General features: G+C 33.7%; 18 protein-coding genes and 1 rRNA gene (1 of these 19 running past the window's edge). 2 read left to right on the plus strand and 17 right to left on the minus strand.

Annotation, left to right across the window (positions count from 1 at the left end):
* A 16S ribosomal RNA gene (locus TTHE_RS07635) occupies positions 1 to 667 on the minus strand (it extends 849 nt beyond the left edge of the window).
* Positions 668 to 1,051: 384 nt separating this feature from the next.
* Between TTHE_RS07635 and TTHE_RS07640 the strand changes: the two genes are divergently transcribed.
* A complete protein-coding gene (locus tag TTHE_RS07640) occupies positions 1,052 to 2,227 on the plus strand; it encodes a class I SAM-dependent rRNA methyltransferase (protein WP_013298015.1) in 1,176 nt (391 codons plus the stop codon).
* A 30-nt stretch (positions 2,228 to 2,257) separates the two neighbouring features.
* Here TTHE_RS07640 and pyrE read toward each other — a convergent pair whose 3' ends face one another.
* The 8 genes from pyrE to TTHE_RS07680 form a co-directional block, all read right to left on the minus strand.
* The gene (gene pyrE, locus TTHE_RS07645; RefSeq protein ID WP_013298016.1) at positions 2,258 to 2,833 is read right to left on the minus strand and encodes an orotate phosphoribosyltransferase; all 576 of its coding nucleotides are present in this window, start codon (positions 2,831 to 2,833) and stop codon (positions 2,258 to 2,260) included.
* A gap of 42 nt (positions 2,834 to 2,875) precedes the next feature.
* Positions 2,876 to 3,781, minus strand: coding sequence for a dihydroorotate dehydrogenase (locus TTHE_RS07650; RefSeq protein WP_013298017.1), 906 nt, complete (start codon positions 3,779 to 3,781; stop codon positions 2,876 to 2,878).
* Complete coding sequence (locus TTHE_RS07655; RefSeq protein WP_013298018.1) at positions 3,778 to 4,509, minus strand: dihydroorotate dehydrogenase electron transfer subunit; 732 nt, start codon at positions 4,507 to 4,509, stop codon at positions 3,778 to 3,780. The genes TTHE_RS07650 and TTHE_RS07655 overlap by 4 nt, the downstream gene beginning before the upstream one ends.
* Before the next feature lie 8 nt (positions 4,510 to 4,517).
* The gene (gene pyrF, locus TTHE_RS07660; protein WP_013298019.1) at positions 4,518 to 5,438 is read right to left on the minus strand and encodes an orotidine-5'-phosphate decarboxylase; all 921 of its coding nucleotides are present in this window, start codon (positions 5,436 to 5,438) and stop codon (positions 4,518 to 4,520) included.
* A gap of 56 nt (positions 5,439 to 5,494) precedes the next feature.
* Complete coding sequence (locus TTHE_RS07665) at positions 5,495 to 6,790, minus strand: dihydroorotase (RefSeq protein ID WP_013298020.1); 1,296 nt, start codon at positions 6,788 to 6,790, stop codon at positions 5,495 to 5,497.
* Complete coding sequence (locus TTHE_RS07670; protein ID WP_013298021.1) at positions 6,774 to 7,706, minus strand: aspartate carbamoyltransferase catalytic subunit; 933 nt, start codon at positions 7,704 to 7,706, stop codon at positions 6,774 to 6,776. Before TTHE_RS07670 ends, TTHE_RS07665 begins: the two co-directional genes overlap by 17 nt.
* Positions 7,707 to 7,918: 212 nt before the next feature.
* Positions 7,919 to 8,452, minus strand: coding sequence for a bifunctional pyr operon transcriptional regulator/uracil phosphoribosyltransferase PyrR (gene pyrR, locus TTHE_RS07675; RefSeq protein WP_013298022.1), 534 nt, complete (start codon positions 8,450 to 8,452; stop codon positions 7,919 to 7,921).
* A gap of 201 nt (positions 8,453 to 8,653) precedes the next feature.
* The gene (locus TTHE_RS07680; protein ID WP_013298023.1) at positions 8,654 to 8,896 is read right to left on the minus strand and encodes a hypothetical protein; all 243 of its coding nucleotides are present in this window, start codon (positions 8,894 to 8,896) and stop codon (positions 8,654 to 8,656) included.
* A gap of 128 nt (positions 8,897 to 9,024) precedes the next feature.
* On the opposite strand from TTHE_RS07680, the gene TTHE_RS07685 reads away from it, so the two are divergent.
* Positions 9,025 to 10,005 (plus strand): AIR synthase family protein, encoded by a 981-nt coding sequence (locus TTHE_RS07685; protein ID WP_013298024.1) that lies wholly within the window; start codon positions 9,025 to 9,027, stop codon positions 10,003 to 10,005.
* Positions 10,006 to 10,010: 5 nt separating this feature from the next.
* Here TTHE_RS07685 and TTHE_RS07690 read toward each other — a convergent pair whose 3' ends face one another.
* The 8 genes from TTHE_RS07690 to secF all read right to left on the minus strand — a co-directional run bounded on the left by TTHE_RS07690 (position 10,011) and on the right by secF (position 19,343).
* Complete coding sequence (locus TTHE_RS07690; RefSeq protein WP_013298025.1) at positions 10,011 to 10,643, minus strand: MBL fold metallo-hydrolase; 633 nt, start codon at positions 10,641 to 10,643, stop codon at positions 10,011 to 10,013.
* 12 nt (positions 10,644 to 10,655) lie between these two features.
* On the minus strand, positions 10,656 to 11,105 hold the full coding sequence (gene dtd, locus TTHE_RS07695; RefSeq protein ID WP_013298026.1) for a D-aminoacyl-tRNA deacylase: 450 nt from the start codon (positions 11,103 to 11,105) through the stop codon (positions 10,656 to 10,658).
* Between the two features lie 45 nt (positions 11,106 to 11,150).
* Positions 11,151 to 13,307, minus strand: a complete 2,157-nt coding sequence (locus tag TTHE_RS07700) for a RelA/SpoT family protein (RefSeq protein WP_013298027.1) — start codon at positions 13,305 to 13,307, stop codon at positions 11,151 to 11,153.
* Positions 13,308 to 13,337: 30 nt separating this feature from the next.
* The gene (locus TTHE_RS07705; RefSeq protein ID WP_013298028.1) at positions 13,338 to 13,859 is read right to left on the minus strand and encodes an adenine phosphoribosyltransferase; all 522 of its coding nucleotides are present in this window, start codon (positions 13,857 to 13,859) and stop codon (positions 13,338 to 13,340) included.
* Complete coding sequence (recJ, locus tag TTHE_RS07710) at positions 13,856 to 16,315, minus strand: single-stranded-DNA-specific exonuclease RecJ (protein WP_013298029.1); 2,460 nt, start codon at positions 16,313 to 16,315, stop codon at positions 13,856 to 13,858. Before recJ ends, TTHE_RS07705 begins: the two co-directional genes overlap by 4 nt.
* Before the next feature lie 26 nt (positions 16,316 to 16,341).
* A complete protein-coding gene (gene ubiB, locus TTHE_RS07715) occupies positions 16,342 to 18,012 on the minus strand; it encodes a 2-polyprenylphenol 6-hydroxylase (RefSeq protein WP_041587448.1) in 1,671 nt (556 codons plus the stop codon).
* Between the two features lie 66 nt (positions 18,013 to 18,078).
* Complete coding sequence (locus tag TTHE_RS07720) at positions 18,079 to 18,390, minus strand: phasin family protein (protein WP_013298031.1); 312 nt, start codon at positions 18,388 to 18,390, stop codon at positions 18,079 to 18,081.
* A gap of 14 nt (positions 18,391 to 18,404) precedes the next feature.
* A complete protein-coding gene (gene secF, locus TTHE_RS07725) occupies positions 18,405 to 19,343 on the minus strand; it encodes a protein translocase subunit SecF (protein WP_013298032.1) in 939 nt (312 codons plus the stop codon).
* Positions 19,344 to 19,349: the final 6 nt, after the last annotated feature.

A 19,349-nucleotide genomic window follows, 5' to 3' on the forward strand; every position in this document is an offset into this window, starting at 1 on the left:
ACCGCTACACCAGGAATTCCGCTCTCCTCTCCTTGACTCAAGCTATTTAGTTTCAGATGCATACCCTCGGTTGAGCCCAGGTTTTTCACATCTGACTTTTATAGCCGCCTACGTGCTCTTTACGCCCAGTAATTCCGGACAACGCTCGCCCCCTACGTATTACCGCGGCTGCTGGCACGTAGTTAGCCGGGGCTTTCGTATGGTACCGTCATTTCTTTCTTCCCATACTATTGAGCTTTACGACCCGAAGGCCTTCTTCACTCACGCGGCGTCGCTGTGTCAGGGTTTCCCCCATTGCACAATATTCCCCACTGCTGCCTCCCGTAGGAGTCTGGACCGTGTCTCAGTTCCAGTGTGGCCGTTCACCCTCTCAGGCCGGCTACCCATCGTCGCCTTGGTGGGCCGTTACCCTCACCAACTAGCTAATGGGACGCGGACTCCTCCTATAGCGGATTCCCTCCTTTCTTCGAAAAGCGATGCCGCTTCTCGACATTATCCGGTATTAGCACCCCTTTCGAGGTGTTATCCCAGTCTACAGGGTAGATTGTCCACGCGTTACTCACCCGTCCGCCGCTAAGTTCGTACCGTAGTACTCCCTTCGCTCGACTTGCATGTGTTAGGCACGCCGCCAGCGTTCGTCCTGAGCCAGGATCAAACTCTCATGTTTATATCCTTTTACTCTTCTTACTCTTACTGGCTTTATCTCACTGTTCGGTTTTCAAGGTTCAACCTCGCGTCAAGCGACATTGTCTATATTACCACATTTATTTCTCTCTGTCAACATTCTTTTCGCTGGTTTGTTTTGGTACTTTGCTTCGCCGCTTTCTCAAACGACATGTGTTAATATACCACGTTTTAAATTGATTTTCAAACACGACATTTGGTCATATACTATAATTATAGACAATTATGTCTATATATTTTTATTATACTCTTTTTTACGAATCTTTATTACATAATAAATATTTATTCTTATAAAAATAACCTTATTGAATCATTTTTGCCTATGTGATATAAATTACTTAAACGATATTAGATTAGGAGTGTTGATATGACAGATGTTATTCTCAGAAATGAAAATTTAAAAAGAGTATTAAGTGGTCATCCATGGATATACAAAACTGAAATTGATCATATAGAAGGTGAATATGAACCTGGCGGCATTGTAGATGTCTATGATTATAAAAAAAATTTTATAGGTAGAGGATACATAAATCTTAAATCCATGATATCAATCCGTCTTCTTACATATGACAGAGATGAATTGATAAATGAAGAATTTTTTAAAAAGAGAATTTCAAAAGCTTGGGAATACAGAAAAAAAATCATGAAGGATTTAAATTCTTGTAGAGTTATTTTTGGAGAAGCTGATTTTTTGCCAGCTCTTATTGTCGACAAATTCGGTGATTATCTCGTTATACAGACGCTTTCCCTTGGTATGGAAAGATACAAAAATTTAATAGTCGATATACTTGTTGAATTGTTGAAACCTAAAGGAATATATGAAAGAAATGACGTAAGCGTTAGAGAAATCGAAGGCCTTCCCAAAACAAAGGGCTATTTATATGGCAATTTTAATACGATTCAGCAATTTGAAGAAAATGGTGTAAAATTTTGGGTTGACCTAGAAAACGGTCAAAAGACCGGTTATTTTTTAGATCAAAAAGAAAATAGAGCTGCAATTAAGAAATATGTAAATGAAGCCGATGTTTTAGATTGTTTCAGCCATACAGGCTCCTTTTCAGTTCACGCACTGCATTATGGCGCTAAAAGCGTAGAAACTGTTGATATATCGCAAACAGCTTTGGATATTGCCAAGAAAAATATAGAGCTTAACGGATATTTAGATAGATGCCATTTTACATGTGATAACGCATTTGATTTGTTAAAGAAATACGATGAAAAAAAGAAAAAATTTGATGTGGTGATTCTTGATCCACCAGCTTTTACCAAAAGCAAAGAAACAGTCAAAGACGCTATTAGAGGATACAAAGAGATAAATCTACGTGCAATGAAAATCATAAATGAAGGCGGATTTCTTATTACATGCTCATGTTCGCAGCATATAAGTTCCGACACTTTTCTAGATATAATTAAAGATGCAGCATATGATACTCACAAAAACATCAGGTTAATTGAAAAAAGAACACAGTCAAAGGATCACCCGATTTTACTAGCTTCCAATGAAACAGAATATTTAAAGTGCGTAATACTGCAAGTATTTTAAATTGTCAAAATAAGAGGTTGTTTCAGCCTCTTATTTAAACTTCCTACTACCAGGCTTATCAACTGGTAACCCTTCTTTGCATAGCGGGCAGTCTTTACTTTCATACGATATAACATCAAGCGATATTACAGATTCAAATTTTATGCCGAAATCAACTTTGCCATTGCTTCTATCCACTATACATGCAACACCTACAACATTTGCATTGTAATTTTTTACAACTTCAATAACTTCTTTCACGGAACCACCTGTTGTAACAACATCTTCTACTACAAGTACATTATCACCTTCATTTATTTCAAATCCTCTCCTAAGCTTCATAATCCCTTCTTCTCTTTCCGCAAACAGTGCTTTTGCGCCTAACTGTCTTGCAACTTCATATGCAAATATAATACCTCCAATAGCAGGCCCAATTACAATATCTATTTTTTCACCACTAAATCTTTGCACTATTTCTTTTGCAAACAAAGCACTGTATTCAGGATATTGAAATATTTTTGCACATTGAAGATACGTATCGCTATGTCTTCCTGACGTCAGCAAAAAGTGCCCTTTATTTAGTACTTTTAAATCACTTAATATTTTTAATATTTCTTTTCTATCCATCCCCACTTGTCCTTTCTTAGATATTTTAGTTTACCATAATATTTATACGTTAATACTATTGATTATCTGATTTATATCGGAAACATTGTTTTTGTTCATGTATTTTTTTATATCTTCAAGAATATCCATCGTACATGTTGGATTAATAAAATTATAAGTTCCAATTGCAACAGCAGTTGCACCAACTATCATAAACTCTATAGCATCTTCAGCAGAAGAAATTCCGCCCATCCCTATCACTGGAATTGACACGGCTTTTTTCGCTTCATATACATATTTAAGTGCTATAGGCTTTACTGCAGGTCCCGATAAGCCTGCAAATATATTTTTGAATATTGGTTTTCTTGAGTTTATATCAACTGCCATGCCTGTAATTGTATTAATAAGCGACACTGCATCCGCTCCACCATCCTCGGCCGCCTTTGCATAAATTTTTATATCAGCAACATTTGGCGTCAATTTTACAATCACAATTTTGTTTGTTACGCCCTTAACTCTTTTGGTTATTTCGTATATACTATTGGGATTTACTCCAAATGCCATTCCACCTTCTTTTACATTTGGACATGAGACGTTAAGTTCCAACGCATGTACACCATCTATATCAAGTTTTTGAGCCATAGTTACAAATTCTTCTATTGTTTCACCTGCTATATTTACAATTACTTTTGTGTCAAATTTTTTTAAGAATGGCAATTCGTCTCTAAGAAATCCGTCTACACCAGGATTTTGTAATCCTACACTGTTTAAAATTCCTGACGGTGTTTCATATATACGTGGTGGTGGATTACCTTCTTTGGGATTTAAAGTAAGCCCCTTTACCATTATTGCTCCTAGCTTATTTAAATCAACATATTGTGAATACTCTTTGCCAAAGCCAAATGTGCCAGATGCTACAAATACAGGATTTTTAAATTCTAAATTTCCTATATTAACTTTTAAGCTCAAAACACCACCTCCTTAGCCCAAAAAACAGGTCCATCCTTGCAAACTTTTTTATAGTGGTATCCATCCTCAGCTACAGTCTTACATGCACATGTCATGCACGCTCCAATCCCACATCCCATGCGCTCTTCTACTGATATTTGACATGGTATCTTATATTTTTCTGAGATATCTTTTACAGCATTTAGCATTGGTTTAGGTCCGCAACCATAAATTATATCAGCTTCATTTATAATTTCTTTCATAGCATCTGTTACATATCCTTTCATGCCATAGCTTCCGTCTTCTGTAGTTATTAAAACATTACCATATTTGCTAAATTCATCTATAAGAAAGGCATCGCTTCTAAAACCAAGTACGATATTGATATTTTTTGATTTTAATTTCTTTGAAAGAAATAGTAGCGGAGGTATACCTATACCGCCTCCAACTACAAGAATGTTATTATATTTATCAAAGATATCAAAACCGTGTCCATGAGGCCCAGTTACATCAATTTCATCGCTAATTTTCATCTTCGAAAGATTATACGTTCCTTTTCCTCTTACTTCGTATACAACTGTCATTTTGTCTTTTTCAAAATCACATATGCTAAACGGCCGCTTCAATAAAGTATTTCCACCACAGTTTATCATGACAAATTGTCCTGGCGTAGGGATATCTGCAAAATCAAACTCCATCCTAAATACGCCACTTCTTATTTCATCATTTCTTATGATAGTGTGTTTCATATTCCACCTCAACAAGCTATATACTTTCTTTTTAATAGCGCATTATTTATCATACCTCTCATCAGAACAACTTCAGACCTTGCTGCCTGTGCATACTCATATTCAGAATAAACGTCTTTCCAGTATTGACTTTTGTAAGCAAAGATAACTTTTCTGGAAGAGTTCACTATTGCGCCTAAATTATTTTCATCAAAACAATTTGTTACATCTTCTGCCGTGGCACCTTGAGCACCATACCCAGGTACTAGAAAAATCGCTGACGGCATTTTTTCTCGGAGTATTTTAGCTTCTTCTTTATGGGTCGCTCCCACAACAGCACCTATTGAGCTATATCCTAGCTTGCCTTTCACAAGATTAGAAATCTTATTCACCATATTTGCTACATTCTCATATACAGTACCATTTTCAGTTTCTAAATTTTGAATTGTATATGACCCTTTATTTGATGTTTTCACAAGTATAAACAATCCCTTTTCATGCTCAATAACATCGTGTATATATGGAGTAATAGTATCTTCTCCCATATAAGGATTTACAGTAATTGCATCAATATATTCATTTTGCAAATATGCTTTAGAATACATCTCCGCCACATCAGCTATATCCCCTCTTTTTACATCCGCTATAACCATTAACCCTTTTTCTTTAGCATATTCTGCTGTTTTGAAAAATATATCAAAACCATCCGGTCCATAAACTTCATAAAATGCAACTTGAATTTTCACTGCAGGAACTACATCAAAGATCGAATCTATTATTCCTTTGTTGAAATAATAAATAGCTTCAGATATTCCCTTAACATTATTTCCATACTTTTTAAAAGTTATTTCTTTTATAAATTCCGGAATACTTTCAATCCTAGGATCTAAACCTACAACTGTTGGATTATTTTTAGACTTTATGGCATTTATTAATTTATCTGAAAACATATTAAACACCTCTATTTAATATTTATTCATTTTAACGTATAATTATTCTATATATATTATACATTACATTCTTCAAATTTGCCATTGTTTTTATAAATTATTTTCCCGTCTACTAATGTATATTCAACAACACCAGTTAATCTTTTACCGTTGAATGGAGAATTTTTACCCTTTGATTTAAAATTATCTACATTCACCGTATATTCTTTATTCGTGTCAACTACCGTTATATCTGCAGCATTGCCCACTTTTATTCCATATGATGTTTTTAAAAGCTTTGCTGGATTTATAGACATAAAACTTACTAGATCTTCTAAAGTAATCAAGCCATTCTTTACAAGATATGTGTAAATTACAGAAAAGGCAATCTCGATCCCTGATATTCCGAAGGCTGCTATCTCATATGGAACTTTTTTGTCATCTTTTGTATGTGGAGCATGATCTGTAGCGATAACGTCTATTGTCCCATCTTTTAAACCATCAATAAGCGCATCAACATCTTCTTTTGTCCTTAAAGGGGGATATGCTTTCGTGTTTGTATCAAATCCATCTACAATGTCTTCAGTAAGACATAGGTTATGCGGTGTAACTTCTGCTGTTACATTTACTCCATCTGCCTTGGCTCTCCTTATTAGTTCCACACTATCCTTTGTTGATACATGTGCAATATGAAGTCTTGCACCGGTAGATTTGGCTAATATTATATTTCTTGCAACCATGACTTCTTCTGCTTCATGGGGTATTCCCCTTAAACCTATCATAGTTGATATCAAACCATTATTCATGACACCTTCACCGCTTAACATTTTATCTTCACAGTGGGTGATCATCAGTAAGTCGTACATGCTGCCGTATGTCATTATTCTTTTCATAAGGCCGGCATTCATTATTGGATGTCCATCATCCGATAATGCAACAATACCCGCATCTTTTAATTTTGCCATTTCGGAAATTTCTTCACCCATCATTCCCTTAGTCATTGACCCTATAGGTATTACCTTTGAATATCCATCCCTTTTTGCAATGCTTTTTATATATTCTACGACAACTTCATTATCTATCACTGGATTTGTATTAGGCATACAAGCAACTGTTGTAAATCCACCTGCAACGGCGGCATGCGTACCTGTCTTTATAGTCTCTTTTTCTTCAAATCCAGGTTGCCTTAAATGTGTATGCATATCGACAAATCCCGGTAAAACATATTTGCCATTAGCATCTATAATTAATGCATCATTTAACTCTATCGTTTTTTCTATTGCTTTTATTTTTCCATTATCTACTAAAATATCTGCTTTCTCATTGGTTCCATATCCATTTATCACTGTTCCACCTTTAATAATTGTTTTCATTATTTTTTCTCCTTTCGCATAATAATTTTAAAAGTGCCATTCTAACTGCTACACCATTTGTTACTTGCTCCTCAATTACCGAATACCCTGAATTTGCTGCTTCGGATGAAATTTCTACATTTCTGTTAATTGGTCCTGGATGCATCAATATGGCATCCTTTTTAGCAAGTCTCATCCTTTCAGATGTAATGCCAAAATATCTGACAAACTCATCTTTTGATGGAAATAATCCGCTTTTTTGTCTTTCTAGCTGGATTCTAAGTCCCATTACAACATCAACACCATTTATAGCTTTGTTTATGTCGTAATAGACTTTTACACCTAATTTTTCAAAAGTTTTTGGCAATAATGTAGCAGGTCCTGCTAATCTCACTTCTGCTCCCAATTTCAAAAGTCCCCACATATTTGATCTTGCAACTCTAGAATGAACTATATCGCCAATGATGACTACCTTTAATCCTTTAAAAGATTCTTTTTTTTCTCCTATTGTCATTAAATCCAATAGAGCCTGTGTAGGATGCTCATTTAAGCCATCTCCGGCATTTATTATAGATGCATTTAAATATTTTGCCATAAGATGCGGAGCTCCTGACATGTTGTGACGTGTTATAATCACATCCGCTTTCATCCTCTCTACTGTCCTTACGGTGTCAATGAGAGACTCACCTTTTACTACGCTGCTGGTTTTAGTCTCTATATTCCCAAAATGTGCACCCAAATATTTAGCTGCCATTTCAAATGATAGCCTTGTTCTAGTACTGGGCTCAAAAAATATTGTTATGATTGTTTTACCTTTTAAGATGTCCGAAATTTTTTCACCCTCTATAATTTTCTTCATTTCTTTCGCTGTATCGAGTATCTCTATTAAATCTTCCTTGGACATGTCACGAATGCCCAATACATCTTTTTTTATCACTTCTTATCATCCTTTCTTTTTTATTAAAAAATAGAGCAGTAACCATTTTTATTAGGTAAAAATGGCTCTGCTCCTAATGCGTAGTAATATTGTGTCTTTTATGAATTTTCCGTATTTAAAAAATTTCATAAAAAATCTCCCCTTCTTTTATTTAATAAGTGGGAGAACCACAATTCTCCCTTATCAGTCTCACTGGACTAATTTAAAGGTAATTATTCACTTATCACAACTTTGTTTACATTATCAACTTCTTCAAGCATCACACTTACGATTTCGCTTTTTGACGTGGGCACATTTTTCCCTACATAGTCAGGCCTAATAGGAAGTTCCCTATGCCCTCTATCAATAAGTTCTGCTAACTGTATTGATTTTGGTCTGCCTAAATCAATGACAGCATCCATCGCAGCTCTCACAGTTCTTCCTGTATAAATAACATCATCAACCAGCACAACAATCTTACCTATGACATCAACTCCTATATCACGTTTTTTAACAATTGGCTGCTCCAGTTTTGTTGTTAAGTCATCTCTATAAAGTGTTATATCCAGTGATCCTATAGGAGGTCTTTTCCCTTCAATTCTTTCTATATATCTTGCAAGCCTATTTGCAAGTGGCACACCTCTACGCATAATACCAATTAAAACGAGGTTTTCTATTCCCTTATTTCTCTCGACTATTTCATGAGATATTCGTATCAAAGCCCTGTCTATCGCCTTTTCATCCATTATCTCTGCTTTATAATTCAAGATCATATACCTCCATAAAAAAACTTCTTGAACAAGCAAGAAGTTGACACCACATTTTTAACTCCTTGCCAGCCTCGCAGGACCAGTTAAAGGATACACAATATTTTCTTTTAAATATGATATCACAATATATTACATTTGTCTATAGGATTTTTTAAAATTCATATACCTATATAAACTGGCGTTAATTGAAAAAGTAAATCAGTCATCATTTGAAGACTTGCGTATATCATTTAATATATCTACAATTTCTTGACTATAAAAATCTGTAGAGCTGACATAACCCCAGCCTTTAACCATCTGATATATGCCATCATAGACCAAATCATTGTATGAACATATAGCATGAGGGATATTTCGATCGTTAAGTATACTGTCTAAAAGACCTGCTTCTATCTCATTTTCTAATGTAGCTACCTTTTTAAAATTGCTGTTATTTTCCATGTATAACGCCTCCTAACAAAATTATACTCCATATATCTATATTTTACCATATTGCATTGATGTGGAACATAAAAATTATTTATGCTAATATAGATATATACTAAAATTCTCAAAGGATGTGTTGCAGAATGAAAGAAGGAAAAGTGCCGGCAGACGTACTATCAAAGTTTGTTTATACAAATCTCGGCTTGAAGAGAAGCGATGTACTGTTGCATTCAGGCATAGGTGAAGATTGTAGTGTTATTGAAGTTGGTGAATATGCTGTTATACTATCTTCTGATCCTATAACAGCTTCAAATAATCTAAGCGGTTATCTATCGGTAATCATTTCTTGCAATGATATTGCATCATGCGGTGCAAAGCCAATTGGTGTTCTTGAAACAATCTTATTGCCATCTGGATCAGATGAAGAATTATTACACGATATCATGAAAGAAATAGATAGAGGTGCTAAAGAACTTAATGTAGAAGTCCTTGGTGGCCACAGCGAAGTTACATCATCTGTTAATAAGCCAATCATATCTACTACAGCAGTAGGTATGTGTAAAAGAAACAAATTCATAAAGACAAGTGGAGCTAAATTAAATGATGATGTAATAGTAACTAAATCTTTGGGGCTTGAAGGAACATTCATTATTGCAAATGACTATTATGACATTCTTAAAAAGCATATTTCGCTCAAAACACTAGATAATGCTAAAAGTTTTATAAATGAATTAAGCGCGGTAAAAGACGGGCTAATTTCAGCAGCAAATGGCGCAAACTCCATGCATGATATTACTGAAGGTGGCTTATTGGGCGCAGCGTATGAAGTTGCAGAAGCATCAAACAAAGGTATTGAAATATATAATGACTTAATCCCAATAAGAGAAGAAACTAAAATCATATGCAACTTTTTTAATATAGACCCCCTTAAACTTATCTCAAGCGGATCAATGATTATTACATCATCAGATGGCAGTAAATTAGTAAATGAATTAAAAAAACAAAATATCGAAGCAACCATAATAGGCAAAATTACAGAGCATGGAAAATTCCTTATAGATAAAGACAAAAAAATAGAGATACTACCGCCAGATTCTGATGAAATATATAAAATATCGATTTAAAAAAATTATAAAAACGGATTGTGAAGTTTTTCTTCTTTTATAGTAGTAATATCTCCATGACCTGGATAGACTAGCAAATCATCGTCTAAAACAAACAATTTATTTTTTATTGAATCTATTATTTCACTGTAATTACCACCTGGGAAGTCTGTTCGTCCTATAGAACCTTTAAAAAGCGTATCTCCTGAAAAGCAAACACCATCTACCTTATAACATAATCCACCAGGTGTATGTCCAGGTGTATGAATAACAGAAATTGTGATATCATTATTTAATTTTAAAGTATCATCATCATTCAGCAAAATGTCAGCATTTTTAACAACTATTTTTTTAAAGCTTATCTCAGATAGATTAAGGCGGGTATCTGAAAGCAGTACTGAATCATCTGCTGAAATACAGACCTTTGCATTAAATCTATCTCTAAAGAAATCAACACCACCTATGTGGTCAAAATGCCCATGCGTAACTAAGATGTATTTTAAGCTAAGATTATTTTTCTCTATATAATTTTCAATTTCTTTTGCCGGTATCCCCGGGTCTACCATTACACATTCATTGCTATCTTTTATTGATAAGACATAGCAATTAGATTGAAATGGTCCCAGTACAAATCTTTGAATATTAATATCGTTTATCATTGTATTCTCTCCTCAAAATGTTTTTTTCGAATCCAAGAGTATAGTTACAGGTCCATCATTTATCAAAGATACTTGCATCATTGCACCAAATTTACCTGTTTTAACTGAAAGCCCCATATCTTTTAATTTTTCACACAACTTATTAAATAAATGTAGTGCATCATTAGGCTTTGCAGCATTCATGTAATTAGGCCTTCTTCCCTTTCTTGCATCACCAAGAAGCGTAAACTGTGACACAAGCAGAATCTCCCCGCTTACATCTAATATAGAAAAATTCATCTTGCCACCATTATCATCAAAAATCCGCAAATTTGCAATTTTATCAGCAATATAATTTACATCTTCTATCGTATCATCTATCGAAACACCCACCAAAACAACAAGTCCTTGTGTTATTTCTCCCACTATTGTATTTTCAACAGTAACCTTTCCATGCAAAACTCTTTGTACAACAGCTCTCACTCTTATTCCTCCAATGACGTAATGTTTTATTCTTAAATATAAATTTTACGCACTAATTCTGTACACATCTGTAACACCATCGAGAGCTTTTAACTTATTCATAATCTTCTCAAGCTGATCTCTTGATGTAATCTCCAAAGTTAAATTTATTATAGCCACATTATCTTTTGTCGTTCTGGCATTAACTGCTCTAACTGATATCTTTATGTCAGCAAGAATACTCGTCACGTCAGTTAAAAGTCCATATCTGTCATTTGCCATGATCTGAATATCAGCTTGATATGCAATATTTTTGCCTTGATCCCATTCAACTTCAACTATCCTATTTTTGTCATACACGTAGTCTTTTATATTAGGGCAATCTTTCCTGTGTATTGATACTCCACGACCTTTTGTGACATAACCTACTATTTCATCACCTGGAACTGGTGAACAGCATTTTGAAAATCTAACCATGACATTGTCTTCGCCTTTGACGATAACGCCCATACCACCAATTTTAGGCTTCTTTTTTATCTCAGCAATTGGTGTGTTTTGTTTTTTATCTTCACTTTCTATTTGTTTGAGTTCTTCTTTGATGCGTGGTATTATTTGATTTAAAGCGAGTCCGCCAAATCCAATTGCGGCAAATAAATCTTCTTCTGAATGCATGTTAAGCTTTCTTAATACAGATTCCATTATGTCCCCTTTTAATTGTGATTGCTGTATTCCATGCCTTTTCAGTTCTCTATAAAAGATCTCTTCTCCCCGCTCTATGTTTTCTTCTCGTTTTTCTTTTTTAAACCACTGCCGTATCTTATTTTTGGCTTGTGAACTTTTCACTATCTGGAGCCAATCTCTGCTAGGACCTCTATCACTATTAGTAGTCGTCAGAATCTCTACAATATCACCATTTTTAAGCTCATAATCTATAGGCACTATTTTCCCATTTACTTTAGCACCATTTAGCCTATGACCTATTTCAGTATGGATGCTGTAAGCAAAATCAATTGGGGTAGAACCCGCCGGAAGGCTGATTACATCACCTTTAGGCGTAAAGACATAAACCTCATCTGTAAATAAATCTATCTTTAATGTCTCCATGAATTCCTTTGCATCTTTAAGCTCCCTCTGCCACTCCAACAGTTGACGAAGCCATGAAAGTTTTGCATCAAATTCATCTTCGTAAGATTTACCTTCCTTGTATTTCCAATGAGCTGCTATGCCATATTCAGCAGTTCTATGCATGTCCCATGTTCGTATCTGTATTTCAAATGGCTCACCTTTAGGACCAATTACTGTTGTATGAAGTGACTGATACATATTAGGTTTTGGCATAGCAATGTAATCCTTAAATCTACCCGGCATAGGCTTCCACAACGTGTGAACCGCACCAAGCGTGCCATAACAATCTTTTACGGTATTTACTATTACTCTTACTGCCATTAAATCATAAATTTGCTCAAAAGTCTTATTCTGTTGTTTCATTTTTTTGTATATGCTGTAAAAATGTTTTGGTCTTCCATCAACTTCAGCTTTTATCCCGATCTCATTTAACTTTTCTTTTAGTTTATCGATAAGTTCCTTTATCGATTCTTCCCTCTCTTTTCTTTTCTTTGCAACCTTTTCAACAAGACTGTAATAATCATCAGGGTGAAGGTATCTCAATGATAAATCCTCCAACTCCCACTTTATCATTGACATACCTAATCTATGAGCTATAGGCGCATATATTTCCAATGTTTCTTGTGCTTTTTCCTTTTGTTTCTCTTCACTTAAATATTTAAGCGTACGCATATTATGAAGACGGTCTGCAAGCTTTATCATTATCACTCTTATATCTTTAGCCATTGCAATAAGCATTTTTCTCATGTTTTCGGCCTGCTGCTCCACTTTTGATTTATATTCAATCATACCCAGCTTTGTTACACCATCAACTAAATCTGCTATTTCTTGCCCAAATTCATTTTTTATATCGTCATAAGTAATAGACGTATCCTCTATGACATCATGAAGAAGCCCACTGGCTATCGTAGAAACATCAAGCTCTAAATTAGTAAGTATCATTGCAACCTCTACTGGATGAACAATATAAGGCTCCCCAGAATTTCTGTACTGTCCTTCATGAGCTTTCAGTGCATAGTCATAGGCTTTAAATATTAAGTTAATATCATTTTCAGATTTGTCGTACTCTTTTACTCTGTTAATAACTTTTTCAATCATTATATAAGCTCACCTTTAAAAACAGACAATTTAAAATTTTATTAAAGAAATTACATCATAACCTTCAAGCTTTTTACGTCCATTCAAGAATGTAAGTTCCGTTAAAAACAATATACAATCAACAATACCGCCTAATTCTTCTATTAATTTTGCTGCAGCAAATATTGTGCCACCAGTAGCAAGCAAATCATCAACAATTATAACTCTCTGGCCCGTTTCTATAGCATCCTTGTGTATTTCTAATGAATCCATTCCATACTCAAGTTCATATTCATAGTTAATCGTCTCAGCAGGCAATTTTCCTGGTTTTCTTACAGGTACAAATCCAACCCCAACTTTGTATGCCAAAGGTGCTCCAAATAAAAAACCCCTCGCTTCTGGTCCTGCAATTAAATCAACATTTCTGTCTTTTATTGCATCTGCTAACATATCAATTGAGAATAAAAATGCTTCCTTATTCTTTAAAACAGGTGTTATGTCTTTAAATCCAATTCCTTCTCTTGGAAAATCCGGTATTTCTCTTATAAGAGACTTAACATCTTCTAATGTCATGCTGTTTCCTCCTTAATTTTTGTTTTCAATATTCTAAAAGCAAATCTTAAAAAAATTTTTCTTGATGCATATAATTTTTTTATTATCTCATCATCTTTAATGTCTACTTTTGACTCAATATTATTTCTTCTTAACACAAAAATATTATCACTTTCTTCAATTTTAATCAATCCAAAGTTTTTTAGAATTTTTAGACATAGCATTACTTTTACTGAGTTTAATTTAAAATAATCATATACTTGATCTTTAAATACAATCGTACTTCCACTCTTTTTAATATTAATATAGACCTTTGCAAAATCACTCCTTCTCGGTATAATCTCAAAAATGTCTTTTAAATTAGCTTTGATGTCTTCCTTTCCATATAAAAGGTGTATCTTACTGTTTTTGTCGTTTGCTAATATATTATAAAACATTTTTGAATCAAATGGTATATCATAAAAAATTATATTTTTAAATATAGATTGCAAATAGTCAACATCTTTATAATTTGAATTCCATAAAATCATTTTTTCTACATTGACCGCTTTGCTGCTTAATTTAAAATCACGATAATCATGGACAATAAGATAATTTATGAGTTTATTTAAATGATATCGAGTATTTACTATTACAGCAACACTCTCATTACTTCTAAACATTTTTAAAATATAAGATTGTCTATCTTGAATTCCCCTCATATCAATAAAATTTTTATTATCTAGACTTTCTGCGGTAAAATCATTAAAATTCATTATATTATTTAGTAAATTTCTAAAAAAAATCGTATTTTTTTCTTTTATCTTAATATCTTTCGCAATTATCTCTACTTTCTTATCACCGTTCCACTCATTGACATTGATGTATCCGGCAATATCAATGATATATCCTTCTTTAAATTTATTAGCTTCACTACCCATGTGAAACAGAATAATGTCATAACACATGTCATTTTTTTGGGCAATTATTCGTAAATGCTTGTTATTTCCAACAGTGTAAGTTTGCTTTACGTGCAAATGGTTTATAATATAAGCTGGCATAGGATTGCTATTGCCAAAAGGTTCCAACAAACTTAGTTGATTTGCTCCTTCTAAATCTATCGTCTCGTTCTCTATAGAGGTCTCTATTTCAATGGTTGGTATTAAGTCGATGTCATTTAATTTACTTTCTGCATATTCATTCAGTTTGTCTTTAAAACTTTCGATTTCATCTTTTTTTATAGTTATACCGGCAGCCATTTCATGTCCACCGAATCCAATGAGGCAATCACCGGCGTACTTTATAGCATCATATATATTAAACCCCTTTATGCTTCTTCCAGACCCCTTTCCTGTATCACCGCAAATACTTATAAGAATTGACGGCCTATTGTACTTCTCTGTAATCCTTGATGAAACTATTCCAATAATACCTGGATGCCAATCCTCACTGTACAGTACAATGAATTTTTCTTTATCTAGATCTATCTTAGTCTCAACTTGTACAATCGCTTCATCTAGCATCTTTTTTTCGAGTTCTTGCCTCTTTATATTTTCACTGTTTAAATATTCAGCGATTCTATTTGCTTCAATGTCATCATCAGTTGTCAATAAATTTACGCATGACACTGCGCTTTCAAGTCTCCCTGCAGCATTTAATCTAGGAGCTAAGACAAAACCAACATGATATGTATTTATATCTTTATTATTTAGCCCTGATACATTTATTAACGCCTTAAGTCCCTTGTTTTTACTATTTTTCATCATTTTTAAACCTTCTTTTACAATTATACGGTTCTCTCCTGTTAGTGGCACGATGTCTGCTACAGTTCCTAAAGCGACAATGTCCAAATAATCCAATGCATCATCTCCTATAAGTGCTAAACACAATTTAAAAGCAACACCTACGCCAGATAATTCTCTGTATGGATATGTACAATTTTTAATATGTGGATTAATTACGCAAGTAGCATCTGGCAAGACATCTGGAACTTGATGATGATCTGTTACAATAATTTCTATACCCAATTTTTTCGCATGCTCAACTTCTATTACCGAAGTAATACCACAGTCAACGGTAATTATAAGACTTGAGCCTAAGTTGTATATTTTTTCTATAGCATTTAAATTTATTCCGTATCCTTCCTGTAATCGATCTGGTATATAAAAATTTACATCAGCACCTAACTTCTTTAAAGTTTTATATAAAATTGACGTACCAGTTATACCGTCAACATCATAATCCCCATATATAGTGATTTTATTGTTCTTTTCAATATGATATTTTATGACCGATGACGCCTTTTCTATGCCGTCTAGTAAAAAAGGACTATGCATCATATTTAGATCCGGGTTTAAATACTCATCCACCTTTTTTAAATCATCATATCCTCTATTTACAATAGTCTGCGCTATGTACTCCTTTAATTTATATTTAATTTTTATTTTTTCTACAAGATTCTCGTTTAAAATTTTTTTCGATACCCAGTTGTAAGCCATATGCCTAGGTCACCTCACAAAACACATTATTTACGCTTTTTCTCAACAAAAATTATATTGTAAACAATCATCATACATAAAAAGAATGATATTAAATACCCTATCAACCCAACTGCATTGTAGCCATATATCTTATATCCACCATCTGATGACATGATAAGCGATGATCCAATAATAAGTGATGCTGCTATTATGCTTATTATCATCTTATTTATCATTAAATTAAGATCATATTTCATTTTTTCTGTTTCTTCAATATCCAATTTCACCCTGACGTTGTCTTTCAATATTTTAGAAATTATGCTATGAAGCTTTGATGGAAGTTTCTTTAAATGAACATATATCTTATGCAAATCTTTTGCATTTTCATTTATTGTTTTTACAAAATTAAAGTTACTCATATAAATTTTTCTAATAAAATCTCTTGCAATGTCAGAAATACTAAAGTCAGGGTCTAGTTCCTTTCCGACACCTTCTATAGTCGCTAATGACTTTAACAGCAATGTAAACTCGGCTGGCATCATTAATTTATACTTATAAATGAGGGATGTTATCTTTTTAACCGAATCATTTATATTTATGTTTTTTAGCGGAGTATTGTAAAAATAACTGATCATACCGCTAAGATCATACTTTAAGTGTCTTATATTAGTCTCATCTCTAATTGCATCCATATCCGTCAAAATTGAAATCACTTCATCTGTATCATTATCGACAAAAGCTTTAAAAAGCTCAACTATCATTTGACGGTTTGACCTGTCTATATATCCTACTATACCAAAATCTATATAGGATAACTTGCCGTCTGATTTGATTAGGATATTTCCCGGATGTGGATCACCATGAAAGAACCCAAATTCAAATATTTGCATCAATATAGACATCGCACCGTTATAAGCAATCTTCTTTAGATCGAATCCATTTTCAATCAATTTATGCTTATTCTTAACACTAGTTCCATCTATGTATTCCATTGTAAGGACTTTTTTAGTCGTATACTCCCAATATATCTTCGGTATGTACACATATGTTTCATTAATAAAATTTTCTCTAAATTTGTCAGCATTGTTGCCTTCTAAGGTATAATCTAATTCATTTAATAACGATTCGGACAACTCATTTACTATATCCACAAAATCGACCGGCGAATCGGTAAGCCTCTCGTTTAAGATTTTGGCTATAGTCTTTAAAATGATAATATCACCGTTTATTTTATCATATATACCCGGCCTTTGGACTTTTACCACCACATCATAGCCTTCCTTTGTCCGAGCCCTGTAAACTTGTCCTATCGATGCTGATGCGATCGGTTTTTCATCAAAGCTTACAAATAAATTTGAAACTTCATCTTTAAGCTCTTCTTCAATTATTTTTTTAATTGTATTAAATTCAATTGGAGGAACATTGTCTTGAAGTTTTGATAACTCAACAATTATATCATGTGGAAGCAGATCAGGTCTGGTGCTAAGCAGTTGGCCCATCTTTACAAACGTAGGACCAAGCTCTTCCAGCGTAACGCGAATTCGCTCTGATAAAGCTACAGGCACATCATTTTTCCTGATATATAAAAATGGTATGCTCTTCTTTTTGGACAAAACTTCAGAAACAAATCCAAAGCCATTCTTAGTAAGCACCTTTAATATTTCTTTGTATCTTTTTATATATTTTTTACTTGAAAAAATGCTAAGTAACTTCATCATTTACACCTCAATAAAAATATAGCGGCAATATACCTAAAAGTATTATGCCACTAATAATGAGATTTACAGGTTTTGATTATTTATATCAGCTTGGTTTAATTTCCTTTCTAGTTCAGCCACTCTTTCAAGCAATAAGTTGTATTCATCTCTAGTCACCAGATTTGCTTCTTTTGCTAACTGTTGAAAGTTTTCATAAGCTTTGTCTTTAATAGCCTGTTTTTGCTTGTTTACTGAACTTAAAGCATTGTTTATAAAATTATTTTTATCTTCTGCAGTAAGTTCACCACGCTTTATAAGTTCCTGAGCTATCTCTTCTAATTTATCTTTCGTCAGAGAAACAGCGCCGAGACCTGCAAGAAACATCTCTTTAAGCATGCAATCACCTCCTATCATGCCTTTTGAGGTTTATTTCCTACCTTGTTTCCTACTCTATTTTTTCCTTCTCTATCTTTAAATATAATCCAAAGCGGACTAGCAATAAATATTGATGAATATGCACCGCTAGTAATACCAACTAAAAGAGGCAAAGCAAAACTCTTTATAGACGCTGGCCCAAAGAAATACATAAGTACAAGCATTATCAAAACCGTCATTACTGTATTTATTGAACGGGTCATCGTTTCATTTACGCTGACATTCGCTATTTCTTTATAGCTTGATTTTCTCATCAATTTTATATTATCCCTTATTCTGTCAAAAATTACAATCGTATCATTAATCGAATAACCAAAAACCGTAAGTATTGCAGCAACGAATGGAGTATCAACAACAATTCTAAGCAGCGCATAAGCAGAAATCATAATTAAAATATCGTGTATCAAAGCTAAGACAGCCGCAGCACCCATCTCAAAATTAAATCTAAATCCGATATATATAAGCATCAAAAGAGCAGCAACTGCAGAAGCTAACAATGTACCAAACTGCATTTCTTTTCCGATAGATGCACTGACGTTTTGTGATGATACCAAATCTTTATCAGATAATTTATACTTTGACTTAAGAGCATTTATAATCGCAGTCCTCGTTTTATCATCAAGGCTAGGCGTCGTAATTGATACATGAGTATTATTGGGACCTATAGCCTTTACCTGCGATTCTTTAACGCCATTGCTCCTTAATATATTTGTAATTTCATTATTTATAGTAGTAGTCACTGTCCTGTGTATGTTAAATTCAGCAACCATACCTCCAGTAAAGTCAAGTCCCCAATTTAATCCCATCGAAAATAAAGCAATAAGCCCTGCAAGGATTATTATACCCGATATGGTGAACCACACTTTCGTCTTTCCTATGACATCTATGTTCCACTTTATATTATTCCATCTCATTATATT

Origin of the sequence: Thermoanaerobacterium thermosaccharolyticum DSM 571 (assembly GCF_000145615.1) — a bacterium.
In the GTDB taxonomy this organism is placed as follows: Bacteria; Bacillota; Thermoanaerobacteria; order Thermoanaerobacterales; family Thermoanaerobacteraceae; genus Thermoanaerobacterium; species Thermoanaerobacterium thermosaccharolyticum.